Genomic DNA, 18067 nt, shown 5'->3' with positions numbered 1-18067 from the left:
AGGGGGAGGCAACTCTCCCTAATATTGCTTATGGATATCTTAGATGTAGTCTCACTTCCATTGTTAAAACAACATATTGAGTATGACGATAATGATCGCGATGAACAAATTACATTCTATGCTCAAAGTGCTTTCGATTATTGTTTGAGATGGTGTGATGAGCCAGCATGGAAATTACCTGAAGATATTCCTCATCCAGTTAAGTCGGCCATGCTCTTAGTGCTCGGAGATATGTTTGAACATAGAACTAGTCAAAGTGAAATTCAATTATATGAAAATAAAGCGGTAGAACGGTTGTTATTTCAATATCGGAATTGGCGAGGTGCTGAATGAATCCTGGTCGATTACGTCATAATATAAAAATACAAAAACCAACATTAGCACCCGATGCAATTAGCGGTAATGAAGTAATTTGGGAGGATTTCTTGCCTAAGGTACGCGCCTCTATTGCACCTTATCAGGGGCGTGAATACTTTCAGGCACAGCAAGTTCAAAGTGAAGCCAGCACACGTATTCTTATTCGTTATGTGTCAGGAATAAACACGTCAATGCGTGTCGTTTATGGTGAAAGGGTATTCGATATCATCTCAATTATTGATCCGAAAGAACAACATCGAGAACTACAACTGATGTGCAAGGAAGGAGTTAATGATGGGTGAGATTAAAATCAGTGGATTGCCTGAAATACAACGAAAAATGCAAGAAGTTGCGCGCAAAGTTAGAAACCGTAGCGCCCGCAAAGCAATGAATGCAGGGGCATCGACATTAAAAAAGGAAATTAAGAGCCGTGTCCCTATTTTAAAAGAAGAGGTTCCACATCGACGCAAGGGGACAATTAAACGTAACGTTCGCTCTAAAACAAAGGTACAGCGTAACGGGCAAACAAAAACACGTATCTGGGTAAAGTCTTTACCGGGTAAAAAAATCACTGCATTCAAACAAGCGACAGGAAAAAGTGCAGCATTGAACCCGAATGATCCCTTTTATTGGTGGTTTGTTGAGTTTGGTACTTCAAAGATGCCGGCTCAGCCTTTTATGAGACCGGGTTTTGAAGCTAAAAAAGAAGCCACCGCAAAAGTGATTGTTCAAACGTTAAAAGAGGAAATTGAGAAAACAAGGTAATAATATGATTTATCAATTAAAGGAAGCCCTTTCACCGCTAGTCGATGGAAGGGTTTTTTTTCAGGTATTACCTGAAGGTAAATTGGCTTATCCAGCAATAGTAATCCAATTTCCCAGTATCACACCGAATAACGCGCTTGTGGAGATGGATCTCGATGACTATCGCATCCAACTCGATATGTACGACCCTAACCCAAAAAACTTAATAACAATGCGTAAGAAAATAAACTCAATCATGGTTGAAAGTATTCCTTTTTCTCAACGCATTAATACCTTTTTCGGATATGAACCCGATGTCAAATTACATCGGCTCATTCTGGAATTTATTATCTCATCAGATAAATAGGATATTGATATGGCAAAGCAAAAAAATCATAAAGCAACCCCATTTCTTGGTACGAAGCTGTTTGTTCAAACAGGATTAGGTGAGGAGGTAAGCATTACTGCTGCGACACTCTCTCCTGCAACACTCACCATTGAAGGAAGTAAATTAAAAGCTGACGACATGATTATGTTATCAGGTTTAGGCGAACTCGATGGGCGTTTCCCTGTCGCCAGTGTCGAAGGCGATAAAGTGACATTGTGTGATGAAGTGAATTGGAGCGAAAAAACATTACCCACCGATTTCACAGAAGCAAAAGCGCAACGAATTCAATGGTCAAATAATTTCTGTGCCGTAAAAAGCTTCAGTAAAGATGGCTCAACAACTGAACAAATTGATGTGACAACAATTTGTAGTGACGGAAAAGAATATGAGTCGGGTGACACTGAGTACGGCTCAATTAAATTGACGTTCTTCTTGCAGTATAGCTCTAGCGCTGTTCAGCGATTATTACGTAAGTATGAAAATAGCAAAGAAAAATTTGCTGTAAAAATGGTGCTCACTCGCGATGAAGGCGCCATGTTCTACTTTGGTTCGATAGAAACAGGGATGAACATTGAGGGGAGCGTTGGACAGATGATGGACTCAGGTGTGTCGATTAAATTGTCTGGTCGTGACTATTTAAATGTTCCTTTAGCTTCTGTACAAAAAACTAATCTTAGCAAAACGAAATAAGGGTCACTATGTCAAGCGCATTATTACGTGAGTTGGTGTTAAATCAAGCACTTAAAATTACTCCTTTCACTTATCTAGATAATACCTTTTATGTTAAAGAACTGGATGTTGGCACCATGAATTACATTCAGCGAAAATTACGTCAAATAAAAATGAAGCTTGCAGAAGAGCAAGATATTTATTTAGACGAAGAGGATGCGGATCAATTCAATGAAGCAATGAACCGTGTTTATGACGAGTTTGATGTGGCACGTATGCTGGCCCTTAAACTTTGTGATGAAAAAGGAGAACTCCTTTTTGATGCTGAAAATGAAGGGGACCTAAAAGGTCTAAATCGTTTAGGGCAAGGGTTCTCTAATGCTGTTTTTAATGCGGAGGGAGGTAACGAAAAAAACTCACAGACCGACGACAATTCCAAATAATATTGTCGTTGGCATTAGGTAAAACCCTCTCAGAAATAGAACAAATGCCAGAAAGCCATTTGTGTGAATATGAAGCCTTTTATCGCAAACAGCCCTTTGGTTTATGGCGAGAGGATTACCGAATGGCGCAAGTGGCTCATCTTTTAGCAATGACAAATTGCGATCCGAAATCTACCCCACCCCAATTAACTGACTTTATGCCAATGTGGCAGAAAAAGCCCACAGAAGCTGAAGAATGGGATAGTGTTACTCAGAATGTTTTAGCTCATCGTTAGCCCCTTGTTGGGGCTCTTATTTTATTGTTTTAAGGAGTTTCTATGGCTGGCGCATTGGGAACATTAAATATCGATTTAACGCTGAACACGGCTAGTTTCACCAATGCGATCAACCGTAGTCAGCATCAAACTGAACGGTTCAATCAAAGTGTTCGTGTGAGTTTGCAGTCTATTACTGTTCAACAAGAACGCATGGCATCACAAACAGCTAAATCAGCCTCGTCATTTGCTAGTTTTGCTAAAGCGGTGACAGGCGCACTTTCTGTTCATCAGGTGATCAGTTATGCCGATGGTTGGACGGATTTACAAAACAGATTGAAGTTAGTTACAAAGAGCACTCAAGAATTAAATAAAGCGACCAATGATGTCTATACCATCGCCCAAAAAACTTACCAATCACTTGATGCAACCGCACAGGTTTATCAGCGTTTTTCTGATAATGCAGAACGATTAGGTATTAACCAGCAAAAAGTAGCCGAACTGACTGAAACGGTATCTAAAGCCGTCTCTCTTTCAGGAACCAGTGCAGCAGCTGCAGCAACGGGTTTAACACAATTTGGTCAGGCGTTAGCGGCAGGCCAGTTACGTGGACAAGATTTAAACTCTGTTATTGAGCAAATCCCCGGTTTAGCACAAGCCATTGCTGAGGGAATGGGGATCAGCATGGGGGAATTAAAACAAAGAGCCCAAGACGGTGAAACCTCGATAGATAAAATTATTGAATCATTAGAACGAGTGAAAGCCTCTGTTGATCAAAAGTTTGCTACTAGCGTCACTACTGTTAGCCAATCATTTACTAATTTACAGTCTGCAATGACGAAGTTTGTTGGTGAAGCAAACCAAAGCACAGGTGCAACTCAACTATTAAATACCGGCTTAGCTGGGCTCTCTAACAATTTATCAAGTGTTGCCAAAATAGTAGAAGCTATTGCTGTAACAGCGCTTGTTGCCAAACTCTCTCAATGGACAAAAGCAACATATCTTAAAAATCAAGCTTCTGCTAATGAGGCAAAAGCCGCATTGCGAAGTGCAGAGGCAAATAGTTTTGCTGCGACAAGTGTTGTTAGGAAATCGCTGGCAGATAAAGAGGCTGCAATATCTGCATTGAATCTAGCTAAAGTAGAGTATCAAGTTGCCAGAGGATCAAGTGCCGAAAAAATAGCTCTTGATAATCTTATTGCTAGTAAATCAATAGCTACAGCTAGTTCATTAAGATACAAGCAAGCTCTAATGGCAGAGGTTATTACCCAGCGCACGTTAACTGCAACAAGGCGTCAAGCAACAACTGCAGGTAGGGCATTAAGTGGAGCGCTTGCTTTTACGGGTGGTCCGGTTGGCTTAGCGTTAACTGCTATAGCTGCGATTGGGATTGGTGTGTATGAATATAGTGAAAACGTTAAGCAAGCAAAAATAGAATCTATTGAGTTTGCCAATGCACTTAATACTTCCACTGATGCATTGAAAGCGATGGACAATGCAACATTGTTGTCTAACTTAAGTAAGATGTCATCGGGTATTAATGCTCAGATGGAAAAGATAGATGAGTTTAAGCAAAAAATCACATCCTTGCAAAATTTGTCTAAATACAATGTTGAAAGTGAACGAGTGTTTTCTGAACAAGGGGTGGGGGATTTATATCTTAAGAGAGTATCGGAAGCACAAAAGCAACTTGATGTTCTTATGGGGGATTTTTCTACACAAGCTAATGCATTAGAGCAACAAAAAGCAAATATGAGGAAAATGCTTGCCTTGGTTGAAGAAAAATATGGTAAGCAGAGTTCAGAATACAAACGCTATGCGCTAGAAATAGAAAATGCAGACATTGTAACAAATAAGTTTAGGGTAACATTAAAAAATCTAGGAATTGATTATGACGCATTAATCAACACAACTAATCAAGTCACGAGCAGTCAAGCTAATGTTACAGCTACTATAGCTAAACAAATAGAAGAGTCTATTGAAAAATCAAATAGATCTCTTGCAAAGGCGCAAGCTACAGGTGACGCATTGGCTAAGCTTAATGCAGAGGATGTCCTATCTAGCAGAAAAGTAACGCCTGATATGCAAGGCTATGATAAAGCGTTACAGGCTGAAATTGACGCACAACTTGCCTCACAATCTAAAAAAATCAAACCACCCAAAACGGCCAAATCAAGCATTGATTATGCCAAACAGTACACAAAGCTTCTTTCTGATTTACAAGAAAAACAAGCTTCATTAATTGCTGATGGACAAAGTATTCAGCTATACGGTACCACTTCATCATTTAATGAATATAATTCAGCACTTGCTGATATCAAAAAGAATAAAGAAAAATTCGACGAAATATTAAAGATTGATCCAAAGGCAATCGAAACTATCAAAGAGAAAGCTAAAGCCATTGATGATATGGCTCGTGCTAATTCTGTCGCGCAATTTGCTTATGATCGCGGTAAAGAAGTTGAGCAAATGCAGTTTGAAACATCCCTGATTGGCAAAACACGAGTAGAACAAGAAAGGCTAAATGAACTTAGACAGATTGATTTGCTTTACCAACAAGCCAAAGTGGATTTAGGAGGTAAGGAACTCGCAAACTTACAGCGCAATGTCGAGCTTACAAAGGAAAAAATTGATGCCGAATTACAAAAACGGGAGTTAATGAAATTAGATCCAGTCGAAGGACTAAATCAGGGACTTTCAGATTTTAGTGATTCTGCTACCAATGTGATGGAAAACGTTAAAAACGTAACTGCTAATGCTCTGAATAATATGTCTGATTCTTTAGCTGATTTTGTTTTAACAGGTAAAGGTAGTTTTAAAGACTTTGCGAATGCTGTGATATCTGACATTACTCGGATGGTGATGAAGATGCTGGTTTTTAAAGCGATTGAAGCAGGAACCAGCTTTTTTATGGGCGGAGCTTCTAGTGGTGGTGATGCTGGTGGAGGACCAGGAGGGCTTTTCGCGTATGGTGGATATACAGGACATGGTGGAAAGTTTGAGCCAAAAGGGGTTGTTCATGGTGGTGAGTTTGTCTTCACAAAAGAAGCGACAGCAAAATTAGGGATCGGCAATCTTTATCGCTTGATGAATTCGACACAAGGTTATGCTTCTGGTGGTTTTGTTGGCTCATTGGCTGGGAAGGTGCCGTCAACACCAGTCACAACATCATCTTCATCAGGAGTTAATATCACAGTGGTAAATCAAATTACAGTGACAGGTAATGGTGATGCTGTTCTTGCTCAAGCAATGAAAGAAGCGGCAGAGCAAGGCACCGAAGCTGGTGCACAAAAAGCAAGAGCGATTATATTGCAAGATTTTCAGAGTAATGGAACTGCACGTAGAACGTTAGGAGTGTAGATGAATATTTTAGCATGGCCAGAAGATGTATGTCCTATTAATGAAGATTGGCAATTACTCAGTAATAGTAAAACATTTACCTCTCCGTTTAATGGCAGTAGTCAAACAGTTCGTTTTCCGGGGAGCCGTTGGCGCTGTGAGTTAACGTTTAGTAATTTAAGCGAAGAAAAATCACGTAAACTTGAGGCTCTTGTTGCGGCACTTGATGGTATGTCAGGAAGAGTGAGAATATCGAGCTGGATCAGAAAAGGGAAAGAAGGGTACGGAACTCCTAAAGTTTCTTTAGCCGGTCAGTCTGGTGTCTCTTTACAAACATCAGGCTGGAAGCGAAATATGCGCGTTTTACAGCAAGGTGACCGCCTCACGATTGGGAATGAGTTGAAAATGGTAGTATCCGATGTTGTTAGCGATAATGAAGGGCGAGCAGTCATTTCAATTTCTCCCATGCTCAGAACTTCACCCGCATTGAACGAAGAGCTGATCATCAAAGCCCCTTTTGGAGTTTTTCGATTATCAGACAACGATCAGGGAAAGTTTCAACATCGCCGGTTGGGATACTCTAATGTTACTCTTTCATTTGAGGAGGTGCTGTATTAATGCAATATCATCCATTTTCTGACGGTATGGTAAACGCAATCAATGAAGGTGCTTATATCGTACTTGCAGCTCGACTAAACCTAAAATCAGGAGTTACCTGTGCGCATACTGGCGTTGGTCAGCTTGTGATTGCAGGAGAGACTTATTTAGGTGTTGGAAGTCTTGGTGAAATCAGCCAACTTAATGAAAACAAGACAACAAGCCCCCCTCAATTACAGCTTAAACTAGCTGGTTTTGACAAATCCCTTGTCGGTATGGTGATGAATGAACAAAGCCGAGGGAGAGAAGTGCGATTAATGATGGTGGCGATTGGGGAAGATGGTAAGTCGCTGTTAGCGGAAATATTGTTTGTCGGGCAGATCTCATCAATTAGTGTCGTTTCTGGTGAAGAGAATGCTGTTTGTGTTAATGTTTCTAATCGATTCGAACGATGGTCAATCGGTTTGCCGGACAGGTTCACCGATGAATCATGGTCATCTCGAAGGAAGGGTGATCGTATCTTTCGCTATGTGGCTCAAATGGCTGAACGCGCTATTTATTGGGGAAGTAAGAAAGACGCGCCTGCATTCATTTATAAGTAATATTTTATTAACTAGGACAAGACATGGATCCATTTTTTATTGTGTATATCATTCTTTTAATAATCTCCATTGTATTTTGGTTTTTCTTAAATAGAGCTAGTGTTAGAGCCGATAGAGTTGTGGAATTATTAGAAGCAATTGATAAAAAGAACCGCAGGCAAGTCGAATTACTAACATCATTATTAGATTCATCTTCTATTACACTTAATAATGAAGAAAAAGAAAAGCTGGTCATTGATTACTTTCGTGAAGCACAAGTTATCGGAGATAATATTCTTTCAAGTGATGGTAAGTTAAATGAATCAATGATTATTAAATTTGCTAAATTTGGTAATAAGTACATTGAAAGAAAAAAATCACAAGGTGATGAAATTAGTGAGGCCATTGATTTATTTACCATATTGAAAAAAGAAAAGTTTTCATTATTACCACCTAAAAACAAGAAGATAGCTAACGAATTATTTAAGCAAAATATAAATTTTTAATAACATTTTATTTTTCTTATAAACCCACTTAGGTGGGTTTTTTGTTTTCTAAGAGGTTTTAATGAAGCACCAAAACTGGACACTCCAGTTACCTGAAACCATAAGGGCAGCCATGAGACGCCCTTTTTCATGGGGTGAATTTGATTGTTGTATTTTTGCCTCTGAATGTATTAATGCCCAATGTGGGTTCTCTCCAATAAAGCCCTTTCTTGGGAAATATAAAACCAAAGCAGAAGCATTCAACATTATCAAATCTAAATTTGGCTCGCTGGATAAGGCAATTTCCCATTACTTTAAATCTATTTCTGTCGATTCTGTGCTGCGTGGGGATCTTGTGATGTTTGAAGGTAAAGACGGAGACAGCATGGCAGTAGTGTGGGCTGGTAATTATTGGGGAGTTACTTCTATTGGAGTTAGACCAGTGAAAATTAACCCCATCAAGGCGTGGAGAGTAGAATAATGGGTGGTAATGGTGGATTAATTACAAAAGTGGTTGGCGCAGGGTTGATGATCGCAGGGTTATTCAATGGGGGGATCACTGCACCACTAGGCATTGCGTTAATGTCGGCAGGTATTGCAGTTCAAGTTGCTGGCTCTTTAATATTCAAACCGAAAATTCCCTCAATGGATTATCGTGACACTAGCGAACGCAAGCAAATGTTACGCTCTCCTTCTGCGTCAGAAACCGTCATTGTTGGGAAAACAGTTGCTTCTGGATTGCTTTTTTTTGCTGAAGAAGAACCAGGAGAACAAGAGGAAAATGAAAAAATCACACTAGCGCTTGCTTTGGCTGGGCATCCTATCGATAGGGTGGGGAAAATTTGGCTTGGTGATGATCTCATTGAGACTTTTGGTGATAAGGCTTCATGGGAATTACATAACGATAGGAAAGATGCCGATCCCTTTATGCTAAAAAGCTGCCCATCATGGAAAGAGGATATGATTGGGCGTGGTATGGCTTGGTTACGTGTAACACTCACATTTGACCAAGAAAAATTCCCTTATGGTTTACCCAATGTGAAATGTGAAATTTGGGGTAAAAAACTCTTTGATCCGCGTACAGGGAAAACAGAATGGTCGAATAATGGTGCGTTAGTTATTCTTGATTATTATAGAGATTATTTAAAGGTTCCTGATAGCGATATTGATTTTGACAGTTTTAAACAATCTGCGGATTTATGCGATGAAAATGTAAGTAATGCTGAAAATAGCTCAGAGCATCGATACACATTAAATGGTGCTTATGATCTAAATGAAAGCCCATCCAGTGTATTGGAAGCAATGCATAAATGTATTAATGCTGAGCCTACATTTACAGCAGGGAAACACGGCATTCAAGTCGGTGCATATTACGGTCCAGCACTGAAAACTATTACAGAATCACAACTCATTGATACCGTAACTTGCACCCCTGAAACGGGGCTAAAAGATGCTACTAATGCGCTGTATGGTACTTTTATTGACGCTGAGCAACTCTATACCAAGACAGATTTTACGCCTGTTATTGTCAATGAATGGATAGAAGAAGATGGTTTAGAAATCAGGGAAAATGTTGATTACCGCTTTGTTACCAGCCCTTATCAAGCCCAGCGATTAGCTCGACAATACTTGCGCAAAAAGAAAGCCGGTAGACGTGTTCAACTGACAATGAATTTAGATGGTTATGCGTATCGCCCTGGTGAGGTTGTTTTATTAGATTTACCTTCTTTAAATATTAGTGGTCTTGAGTTTCGTATTGCTGAATGGACCTTCCATGCTTTAGAAGGTGTCTCTCTGACATTAGAAGAAGATGGTGCCTATTTATATGAGGATGTGATTGGTAAACCCTTTATTAGACCTCCATTCACTAAATTACCCACAAGCGGTGTAGCAGCGCCCATCAATCTGACCTTTATTCCTCTCTCTGTTACAGACATCGTTCAAGGATATATATCGTGGCAGAACGTGGCATCCGATATTCGCTATAACACGGTTAATATTCTCCAAAACGGTAAAGTTATTCAGTCTATTCAGGTACCGGGTGAACGGGTCGAGATTAATGGTTTAACGAGAGGCACTTATCGTGTTGAGGTGAGAGCAATTAATGTCGCTGGTGCTATGTCTGCACCTGCTATTAGTGATTTTGCTATTCAAGCACCACCTGCGCCGATTGGTGTCGAAATAACACCCGGTATGTTCAGTTTAACAGCATCACCTAAACAGGGCGATAGTGCTGTCTTTGGCTACACATTTGAGTTTTGGTTCAGTGAGAAAAAACTCGCTAATCTCTCTGAAAATGAAGTGATCACCAAAACAAACAAAGTTGGTCAAGGTAACTTCTGGACGCAAGAGAATTTAAAAGCTGGTCACGCTTACTATTTCTATATCAGAACTATCAATAGTTATGGTAAATCTGCATTTATAGAATCTTCCGGTATTCCAGTCTCATTACCCTCAGATATTTTTGATGATTTAGATAACACGGTTAGAGAAACGGATGCGTTTAAAGAGCTGGATAAAAAGCTTGATTGGAGCGCAGAAACCGCGATTATTCTTAGTAACGCGGACTCTCAACTATCACGTAGTTTGTTAGTGAAACATGGTCAATCTCAAGCTGGCATCAAAGAGCTATGGCAGGTTCGCGCAACGGATAGCGAAGCGTGGGCGCAAGAAATTAAGGAAATTTACTCTTCAATCGATGACACAAACAAAACAGTCAGTTCAGAGATTAAAGAAGTTAAAACTTCAATTTCAAAACTAGATGAGGCGTTCGGACAATCAACTACGGAGATTCGTACTGAGTTAAAAAAAACTAACGAGGCAACAAATAAACGCATTGATGATACTAATAAAAATCTAGGCAATACAAATAAAGAGGTTGGACGCATTGCTGCAGACGTTATAACAAATAAAGAAGCAATTTCAACTACTAATAAAGCAATGGCTAAATCCGAGGAGCAGGTGCAGGCGCAATTCGGCAAACAGCAGGGCATGATTAATCAGAAGATGCAGGCTGAGTTTAGTCAATCAGGTGACGGTGTTGTTACGCACTCAATCAATATCACGATTGTTCATAACGGCACTAAATACAATGCAGCAGGGCAAGTCATTAGCGCTCAAGTTAAAAATGGAAAACTAGAATCCTATATCGGATATAACGCGAATAACTTTGCATGGTATAACCCTGCAAATGGAAAAATGGAATTATTCATGGCTGCAAAAAATGGGCAATTCTTTATTAACGATGCGTTCATTGAGAAGGCTTATATTCAAGAGGTTATTGTTGGTACAGACATGCGCTCTAAAAACTATTCTCATGCTAAATCAGGCGTTAGACTAGATATGATTGATGGCACATTTGAAATGAATTCAAATAATTCAGGGAGCAGAATGAATTTAGATGGTTCTGGTTTGCGACTATATGATGAAAAGGGGCAGATTCGCATTGAAATTGCTCTTGTGTAATTAATGGGGGAGTGATGAGAAAACCTGTTTTCAATGTTTATCATGAGTCCGGCGTTGTTGATAACATCATTGATTCGTTCTGTTATGTTATTCACTCACAACGGGTTGATTTTAAAAATAATAGTTTCACGTTTGATAAAAAATACTTAGTTGGTGGTGAGAGAATCATCGCAATAGTTAGCACAACCCCGCGGGGTATGGGACCTATAACATATAGTAGTGTGACTAATGTTCTAGTATCTGACAACACTGTTTCATGGACATACGTTTCAGGGCATGGTGCTGGTAGTTCAACCATTCCAATAGTCACTGTATTTAAACTTGTTGGTGGAAAATGAAACCAATCATTGCAATTAATGGGGCTGAGTTAGGACTTCTTTCTTCAAATACGTACATATTGGAAAAAATCATAAATATGCTGGAGGATGGGACGGTAGAAGACCCGCGATATCCTACATTGCGTTATTACGCATACAATGTGCTATATCCTGATATATGGGATAAATATATTTTCTTCCATAGGAGCGTAAGATACAAATGGGGTGGAGAGGGGGAAGGTGGTGGGGCAACTGCATTTCCTATCCCTGATGGAAAATCACAGTTTGGTATTATGTGCGCTGATTACAATAATATATATGTATATAGACCGATATTAGATGTAGATCGCGACTTAAAAACAAAGGTGAATATATTCAATGACGATGGGAAGCTATTTTATTCTGCATCTAAGTTGCCACTGCGGATAAAAGACGTTATTACAAATCTATCTTATGATGGCATTATAAATAATAAACCACTCCCTCACATATCAGGGCATGATGGATGTATGGTTATGTCACAGGTAACTGATGTGATCGAGTTAAGTTTTTTCAGCATGGGTCTTGGGTATGCAATTTCTAATGATGGAATCATAACAAGATCCACTTTCCCATCACAATTCGGGGGTGGGGATTCATACTCAAATGATCAGGGATGTATTGTTGCATATGCCCCTGATGCATTACCTCGCTGGAAATAAAATATAACAAATCTATGGAGTTAATATGATATACACAACAGGTACTGTTAATACAGTGTCAGCATCTGCTATTGTCCGCGGAACTGGCACTAAATTTAAAAATAATAATCCAGCTATTAATATTGGAATGACTATTTTAATTAAATCGGGAAATACTAATATTCCGTATATGATTAAATCTGTTAATTCCGATACCGAATTAGTATTAGCACAAGCTGCATTAGCAACAACAACTAACACCACATTCTCAATTAATATCACTGAGCCGGATAATAATAGCGACGCAGCTAGAACCATGGTCACAATAAATGCGTATACGCAATATTTTCTCGATGCGATGAGCACGTGGATGAGCGAAACAGGGCAGACAAAAATTGAAATGCCAAATGGTGAAATTGTTACGCTCGATAGCATTAAAAAGATGCAAAATGATATTAGTAGTAAAGCGGATGATAATAAAACGGTACATATTGGTGACTACGGGGTAGGCTCTAGTGCATTAAATTCAGATAAAGTTAACTCGCCTACAAGTAAAGACGCTAACAATATAAATAGAAGTGGTTTTTATGCTGGTGATGGTGGTGGTTCTAATAATTTCTTAGATGCGTACATGCCAATTATTAGCGCATCAAGGAATGGTGGAAATGATGGTACTGGTAGTATTTTGCAAATTCAAGCAACTACGGATTTTAATAATGGGGATTTTGGATTTAGACGTCGTAGTAATAATATTTGGAACGAATGGCAACTATTAGCAAATAGAACGACAAATAATGCTCAGCGATTTAATGGTCAGTTAATGTCTTACCAAGGGCTTTATAGTTCAGATAAATCTAATCCAACAAATTATTTTGGGTTATTGAAAGCTGAAAAGGGTATTCCTTACGGATTTTACCTTTCCTATGATGGTTCTGGTAATAGTATTAGATTTCCAGAGAGGAGAGGTGGCACCCTTATGCTTGTTGAAAGCTTTGGAACAAAATCAAATAAAGATGATTTTGAAAGTAATGGATTTTACACAGCAACAAACATAAATAGCAGTAGCCCAGGTTCTGTCTTTACAGGGTTTATATCAGCTCACGCAAATGAACCTAATGGTTACCAAACAGGTATTTTTGGGAGAAATGGGAATCTTTTTTATACGTATAAGGAGCGAGGGCAGTGGATTGCAACGTATGAAATATTACATTTAGGCAATGCTAAACCAGACTCTAATGGGTTCTACAAAAAAGCCTCTCCTATTATAGACATCAAAGCAGATGGAACATTCACCACTAACGACGAATCAGAAGGCGCTACGGTTACTCGAGTATCTCAGGGCGAATATCTTATCGAGGGTGTGCTGGGTTTTAATTCCGATGCAGGATGGGGTGGTGTCGATGGCGGTATTGAAATTCCACTCGATGTCAATAAACAGCCGTTGATTTGGGTTAACTCTAAAGTTAACAAAGACGGTTCTATTCTCGTTAAAACGTATCACCGTACTCACCCTGACGCGCCTAAGTTTGCTCGTAATGATATTGACGGTTTCAACGATGGTGACCCGATTGATATCCCAACTAGTCGCTTTATCTCTGTTCGTGTACAGATGCCAGAGCTATCAATCTATAACGTGAGAATGCGTGAGATGGAAGAAGCGCAGAAGGCGGAAGAGGAACGTAGGCAAAAAGAAGAGGAGATGAAAAAGCAATTTGGTTTGGGGGAGAATGACGTATTACTTTAATAATCAGGACACCAATAAGACACCAGAAATTGATAACTGATTGATTATATTGGTCAGGCGATCCCATCCAACATCGGCACTACTCTGTTTTTAAATACCGTACCGATTTACTGTCAGGCAACTCCTTATTTCTATCCCGATAAAACGCCAATCGCTCATTAAAATACTCGCGCAGATATGCTGGTTGTTGTCGTTCTATTTCTGATGCAACAACTGGCATATAGAGTTTTGTTTTTACATTTTATTGAAATAAAACATGTAGCCACAATTTGGGCATACTAGGATTAGGTTCTTCTTAAGTTTATGTTTATTTTGTCTTGCAACATGGGAACAACTTGGGCAGGTAACTTCTACTAATGCGTCTTGAAACATTCTTATCACATTAAAAGCTTTCATATATTTCACCCATTAAGGGATATCGTGATTCAGTATACATCATTTATGATTAGGCGCTCAATTTTTATACTTTTACTTATAGCAACTAATGTTGATGCCTAATTTCTATGACAATGACAGGCATATAGAGACGTTTTTTGTATGATATATCTGAAGCTGATAAATCTATATTGATTTTTCTTCTTTGGTTAGATTTGGGGGGGGTTATGATGTATTCGGCTGATGGATATAGGGGGAATTTTATGTGTCAAGATTGTGACACAAGAAAGTAGAGAAATAGCATAACACCGCAAAAGCATACAAATAATATTTTTTGTTTGTTGTTATTTGCTGTAGGTTTGTAAGCTAATTAACGTTAATTAATATTACACATCATCAGATATCAAATCAATCCAAGAAGAAGTTGGTGAGCGTTTAAAAGAAATCGACCGTATTTCTGAACAAACTCAATTCAACGGCGTTAAAGTACTGAGCGGCGAAAAAGAAAAAATGACCGTTCACGTTGGTACTAACGACAAAGAAAAAATTGAATTTGACCTGAAAAAAGTAGATAGCTCAACACTGAAAGTTAAAGACTTAGAAGTTGGTGCTGAAACTAAATTCTCTGGTATGACTGCTGATAAATTAACAGCGGGCGAAAAAACAGCAGCTGTATTAGCACCTGCTGATGCTAAAGGTCTTGTTGCTGCTGATTTCGGTACAGCTTCAGTTGATGGCGCTGCTGCAGCTGCTGTTACTGCAGTTTCAGAAGTAGATGGCAAAAACTTTGTTACTATCGGTGGTAAAGTTTATGAAGCTGAAGTATCAGTTAAAGACCCTGCTGACCCAGCAAATGCTAAAACTTTAGAATATAAAGTTGGTAAAGAAGTTAAAACTTTTACAGCTGACGAAGCTACAGCAGCAACTGAGAAAGCTGAAAAAGCTGAAGCTCAACTGAAAACTTTAGACGAAGCTATCAACACTGTTGACGGTATGCGTTCTTCTTTAGGTGCGATTCAAAACCGTTTTGAATCTACTATCAACAACCTGAACAACACTGTTAACAACTTATCTGCTGCACGTAGCCGTATCTTAGATGCTGACTATGCAACAGAAGTTTCTAACATGAGCCGTGGTCAAATCCTGCAACAAGCTGGTACTTCAGTACTTGCTCAAGCAAACCAAGTACCACAAACTGTTCTGTCTCTGTTACGTTAATTCGTACTCTGACACAAAAGATACCTTTCTATATGCAAAAGGTCCTCGTAAGAGGACCTTTTTTTGTTTTTGTACCTTATTTTTTTCTCATATCTATTCTCCTAACTTATTTAAAGATAACGTTTTTCCTAAAATAGTAGGTAGAAACTATTTTATATTGCATTACGGAAGCGTCATATTATGATGTTACATCTCGTGTAACATGGATTTAAAGATGATAAAATCATTTAAGCATAAAGGATTAAAGCAGCTTTTTGAAAAAGGTGTTACATCAGGTGTTCTTGCTCAAGATGCTGAAAGAATTAATGACAGACTACAATCTATTGATATGGCTAAAGATATTAGCGAGTTAAATCGGAAAATCTATAAACTTCATAAATTAAAAGGTGATCGGGAAGGGTATTGGTCGATTACAGTAAGAGCAAATTGGCGTATTACTTTTCAATTTATTAACGGCGATGCCTATATTCTAAACTATGAGGACTATCATTAATGAGACAATTTAAAGTTTCACATCCCGGCGAAATTATTGCGCGAGATTTAGACGATATGGGGATCAGTGGGCGTCGCTTTGCATTAAATATTGGCGTAACTCCCGCAACAGTTTCACGTTTATTAACAGGGAAAACAGCATTAACACCGTCACTTGCGATCCGTATTGCTGCCGCATTAGGTAGCACGCCTGAATTTTGGTTGCGACTTCAAAGTACTTATGATTTAAGGCAACTTGAAGAAAAAATAGATACTTCTAAAATTGAAACTTATGGCGAAATGATTGATGAAGTAAATATTTTATCTAATCGCTAAGGTCAAACTAGGGGGAGTTTTTCCCCTGTTATTTTATATTTACACCTACTCTTTTTTAGTTTTATTTTTTCTCTCAATCGCTTTCTCTTTTTTCTGCAATTAATTACTTCTTACAAATTAACTGACTGGCTTTTTTTACTATTTTGGCGACGCCAAAAATCGTAAATCCCTTCGAATTGATGTCGATAGTGTTATTGCCACGTTATTACAGCGACGTAATAACAAACCTATTCATTAAAAAATATTTTAAAATCAAGTCGAAGGAATATTGTATGCCACAAGTTATTATGACTAACCCAACATCACTGATTGCTCAAAATAATTTAAATCGCTCTCAAAGCTCATTAAATACGGCAATCCAACGCCTCTCTTCTGGTTTACGTATTAATAGCGCCAAGGATGATGCTGCAGGTCAGGCAATTGCCAACCGCTTTACTTCAAATATTAATGGTTTGACTCAAGCTTCTCGTAATGCGAATGACGGTATTTCTATTACCCAAACCACTGAAGGCGCATTAAATGAAATTAATAATAACTTACAACGTATTCGTGAATTAACTGTTCAAGCTAAAAATGGTACTAACTCAACCTCTGATATCTCCTCTATTCAAAATGAGGTAACTGAACGTTTTGCCGAAATTAATCGTATTTCTGAACAAACTCAATTTAATGGCGTTAAAGTGTTGAGCGGTGATAAAGCCGAAATGACTATTCAAGTCGGCTCTAATGATAATGAAGAGATTACCTTTAATTTAGACAAAGTTGATAACGACACTTTAGGTGTTGGAAACGATAAACTGTATACCGAATCAACCGCTAAAAAAGGTGTGACTGCTGAAGGTGCTGATGTTGATGCTACTACTTTAGCTATTCCTGGTGGTGCTCAATATAAAGGTATTACAGTTAAAGAATATACTGTTGATGGTAAAGCAGTCGCTGATAAATATGTTGTTACTAAAGGTGCTGATAAATATTTAGTCGGTAAATCTGATTTCGAAGTTACTGGTACTGATGATATTGAACTGAAAGCAGGTTCTGCTGTTGCAGGTAATAAATTTACCGCCAGTGCGGGTACTGATGTTAAAACAATAGATGTAAATGATGATGCCCTAGCAACATTAGACTCTGCGATTAATAAAGTGGATGAAGTGCGTTCTAAATTAGGTGCTGTACAAAACCGTTTTGAATCAACTATTACTAACTTAACTAATACTGTCAATAACTTAACTGCTTCACGTAGCCGTATTTTAGATGCAGACTATGCAACTGAAGTCTCAAATATGAGTAAAAACCAAATTCTGCAACAAGCAGGTACTGCGGTATTAGCACAAGCCAATCAAATGCCACAAAACGTATTATCACTGCTTCGTTAATTCTTCAATTACTGTTCTCTTTTATTTGATAGACCAAACACCCACGGCAAGAGATTGTTGTGGGTGTTTTATCATCTATTCGATAGGTTTTTTAATCAATTATTCTGGTGCGAGAGATAACAACATAAAGAACGTTAAATCTTACAAAATAAAATTATATGATTTATATGTTATTTTTTTATGAACAAAATGCACTTTATATACAGCAATTTCTTTTAATGAGAGAAAGTA

General features: G+C 38.5%; 22 protein-coding genes. 20 read left to right on the top strand and 2 right to left on the bottom strand.

From position 1 onward, the window contains the following. The first annotated feature begins 30 nt into the window (after positions 1 to 30). The 16 genes from ABN099_RS02495 to ABN099_RS02420 all read left to right on the top strand — a co-directional run bounded on the left by ABN099_RS02495 (position 31) and on the right by ABN099_RS02420 (position 14063). The gene (locus ABN099_RS02495) at positions 31 to 333 is read left to right on the top strand and encodes a head-tail connector protein (protein WP_349462125.1); all 303 of its coding nucleotides are present in this window, start codon (positions 31 to 33) and stop codon (positions 331 to 333) included. After that, on the top strand, positions 330 to 659 hold the full coding sequence (locus ABN099_RS02490) for a phage head closure protein (RefSeq protein WP_349462124.1): 330 nt from the start codon (positions 330 to 332) through the stop codon (positions 657 to 659). The genes ABN099_RS02495 and ABN099_RS02490 overlap by 4 nt, the downstream gene beginning before the upstream one ends. After that, positions 649 to 1122, top strand: coding sequence for an HK97-gp10 family putative phage morphogenesis protein (locus ABN099_RS02485; protein ID WP_197269975.1), 474 nt, complete (start codon positions 649 to 651; stop codon positions 1120 to 1122). The genes ABN099_RS02490 and ABN099_RS02485 overlap by 11 nt, the downstream gene beginning before the upstream one ends. Then, positions 1106 to 1468, top strand: a complete 363-nt coding sequence (gp17, locus tag ABN099_RS02480; protein WP_349462123.1) for a tail completion protein gp17 — start codon at positions 1106 to 1108, stop codon at positions 1466 to 1468. Before ABN099_RS02485 ends, gp17 begins: the two co-directional genes overlap by 17 nt. Positions 1469 to 1477: 9 nt before the next feature. Continuing rightward, entirely contained in the window at positions 1478 to 2179 is a 702-nt protein-coding gene (locus tag ABN099_RS02475) for a hypothetical protein (protein WP_349462122.1), read from the top strand. A gap of 8 nt (positions 2180 to 2187) precedes the next feature. Next, positions 2188 to 2601 (top strand): hypothetical protein, encoded by a 414-nt coding sequence (locus ABN099_RS02470; RefSeq protein WP_349462121.1) that lies wholly within the window; start codon positions 2188 to 2190, stop codon positions 2599 to 2601. A 44-nt stretch (positions 2602 to 2645) separates the two neighbouring features. Then, positions 2646 to 2876 carry a phage tail assembly protein T gene (locus ABN099_RS02465; protein ID WP_349462120.1) on the top strand — a complete coding sequence of 77 codons (231 nt, stop codon included), beginning with the start codon at positions 2646 to 2648 and terminating at the stop codon, positions 2874 to 2876. A gap of 42 nt (positions 2877 to 2918) precedes the next feature. Further along, positions 2919 to 6215: a phage tail tape measure protein gene (locus ABN099_RS02460; protein ID WP_349462119.1), complete on the top strand. Its 3297-nt coding sequence runs from the start codon at positions 2919 to 2921 to the stop codon at positions 6213 to 6215. Beyond that, positions 6216 to 6812 (top strand): hypothetical protein, encoded by a 597-nt coding sequence (locus ABN099_RS02455; RefSeq protein WP_349462118.1) that lies wholly within the window; start codon positions 6216 to 6218, stop codon positions 6810 to 6812. Continuing rightward, positions 6812 to 7393, top strand: coding sequence for a hypothetical protein (locus tag ABN099_RS02450; RefSeq protein ID WP_349462117.1), 582 nt, complete (start codon positions 6812 to 6814; stop codon positions 7391 to 7393). The genes ABN099_RS02455 and ABN099_RS02450 overlap by 1 nt, the downstream gene beginning before the upstream one ends. 23 nt (positions 7394 to 7416) lie before the next feature. Beyond that, the gene (locus tag ABN099_RS02445; protein WP_349462116.1) at positions 7417 to 7878 is read left to right on the top strand and encodes a YebO family protein; all 462 of its coding nucleotides are present in this window, start codon (positions 7417 to 7419) and stop codon (positions 7876 to 7878) included. Between the two features lie 61 nt (positions 7879 to 7939). Further along, positions 7940 to 8338, top strand: a complete 399-nt coding sequence (locus tag ABN099_RS02440; RefSeq protein WP_349462115.1) for a DUF6950 family protein — start codon at positions 7940 to 7942, stop codon at positions 8336 to 8338. Continuing rightward, positions 8338 to 11322 (top strand): phage tail tip protein J-related protein, encoded by a 2985-nt coding sequence (locus ABN099_RS02435; protein ID WP_349462114.1) that lies wholly within the window; start codon positions 8338 to 8340, stop codon positions 11320 to 11322. The genes ABN099_RS02440 and ABN099_RS02435 overlap by 1 nt, the downstream gene beginning before the upstream one ends. 11 nt (positions 11323 to 11333) lie before the next feature. Beyond that, positions 11334 to 11660, top strand: coding sequence for a hypothetical protein (locus ABN099_RS02430; RefSeq protein WP_349462113.1), 327 nt, complete (start codon positions 11334 to 11336; stop codon positions 11658 to 11660). Then, positions 11657 to 12340 (top strand): hypothetical protein, encoded by a 684-nt coding sequence (locus ABN099_RS02425; RefSeq protein WP_349462112.1) that lies wholly within the window; start codon positions 11657 to 11659, stop codon positions 12338 to 12340. Before ABN099_RS02430 ends, ABN099_RS02425 begins: the two co-directional genes overlap by 4 nt. Before the next feature lie 25 nt (positions 12341 to 12365). After that, entirely contained in the window at positions 12366 to 14063 is a 1698-nt protein-coding gene (locus ABN099_RS02420) for a hypothetical protein (protein WP_349462111.1), read from the top strand. Positions 14064 to 14142: 79 nt separating this feature from the next. Here the strand turns inward: ABN099_RS02420 and ABN099_RS02415 are convergent, their stop codons facing one another. After that, positions 14143 to 14283: a DNA polymerase III subunit theta gene (locus tag ABN099_RS02415; RefSeq protein ID WP_349462110.1), complete on the bottom strand. Its 141-nt coding sequence runs from the start codon at positions 14281 to 14283 to the stop codon at positions 14143 to 14145. A 14-nt stretch (positions 14284 to 14297) separates the two neighbouring features. Then, positions 14298 to 14459 (bottom strand): YnfU family zinc-binding protein, encoded by a 162-nt coding sequence (locus tag ABN099_RS19035; RefSeq protein WP_419788935.1) that lies wholly within the window; start codon positions 14457 to 14459, stop codon positions 14298 to 14300. Positions 14460 to 14948: 489 nt separating this feature from the next. Here ABN099_RS19035 and ABN099_RS02410 point away from each other — a divergent pair, with 489 nt between their 5' ends. From ABN099_RS02410 to ABN099_RS02395, 4 genes are all read left to right on the top strand, one after another. Further along, the gene (locus tag ABN099_RS02410) at positions 14949 to 15656 is read left to right on the top strand and encodes a flagellin (RefSeq protein ID WP_349462109.1); all 708 of its coding nucleotides are present in this window, start codon (positions 14949 to 14951) and stop codon (positions 15654 to 15656) included. Between the two features lie 214 nt (positions 15657 to 15870). Then, positions 15871 to 16149: a type II toxin-antitoxin system RelE/ParE family toxin gene (locus ABN099_RS02405; protein WP_349462108.1), complete on the top strand. Its 279-nt coding sequence runs from the start codon at positions 15871 to 15873 to the stop codon at positions 16147 to 16149. Next, positions 16149 to 16463 (top strand): HigA family addiction module antitoxin, encoded by a 315-nt coding sequence (locus ABN099_RS02400; RefSeq protein ID WP_023581847.1) that lies wholly within the window; start codon positions 16149 to 16151, stop codon positions 16461 to 16463. Before ABN099_RS02405 ends, ABN099_RS02400 begins: the two co-directional genes overlap by 1 nt. Before the next feature lie 272 nt (positions 16464 to 16735). Next, positions 16736 to 17836, top strand: coding sequence for a FliC/FljB family flagellin (locus tag ABN099_RS02395; protein ID WP_349462107.1), 1101 nt, complete (start codon positions 16736 to 16738; stop codon positions 17834 to 17836). Positions 17837 to 18067: the final 231 nt, after the last annotated feature.

The organism is Proteus hauseri, assembly GCF_040139125.1.
GTDB classification, from domain to species: Bacteria; Pseudomonadota; Gammaproteobacteria; order Enterobacterales; family Enterobacteriaceae; genus Proteus; species Proteus hauseri_B.
This window is presented reverse-complemented; position numbering and strand designations above follow the sequence as displayed.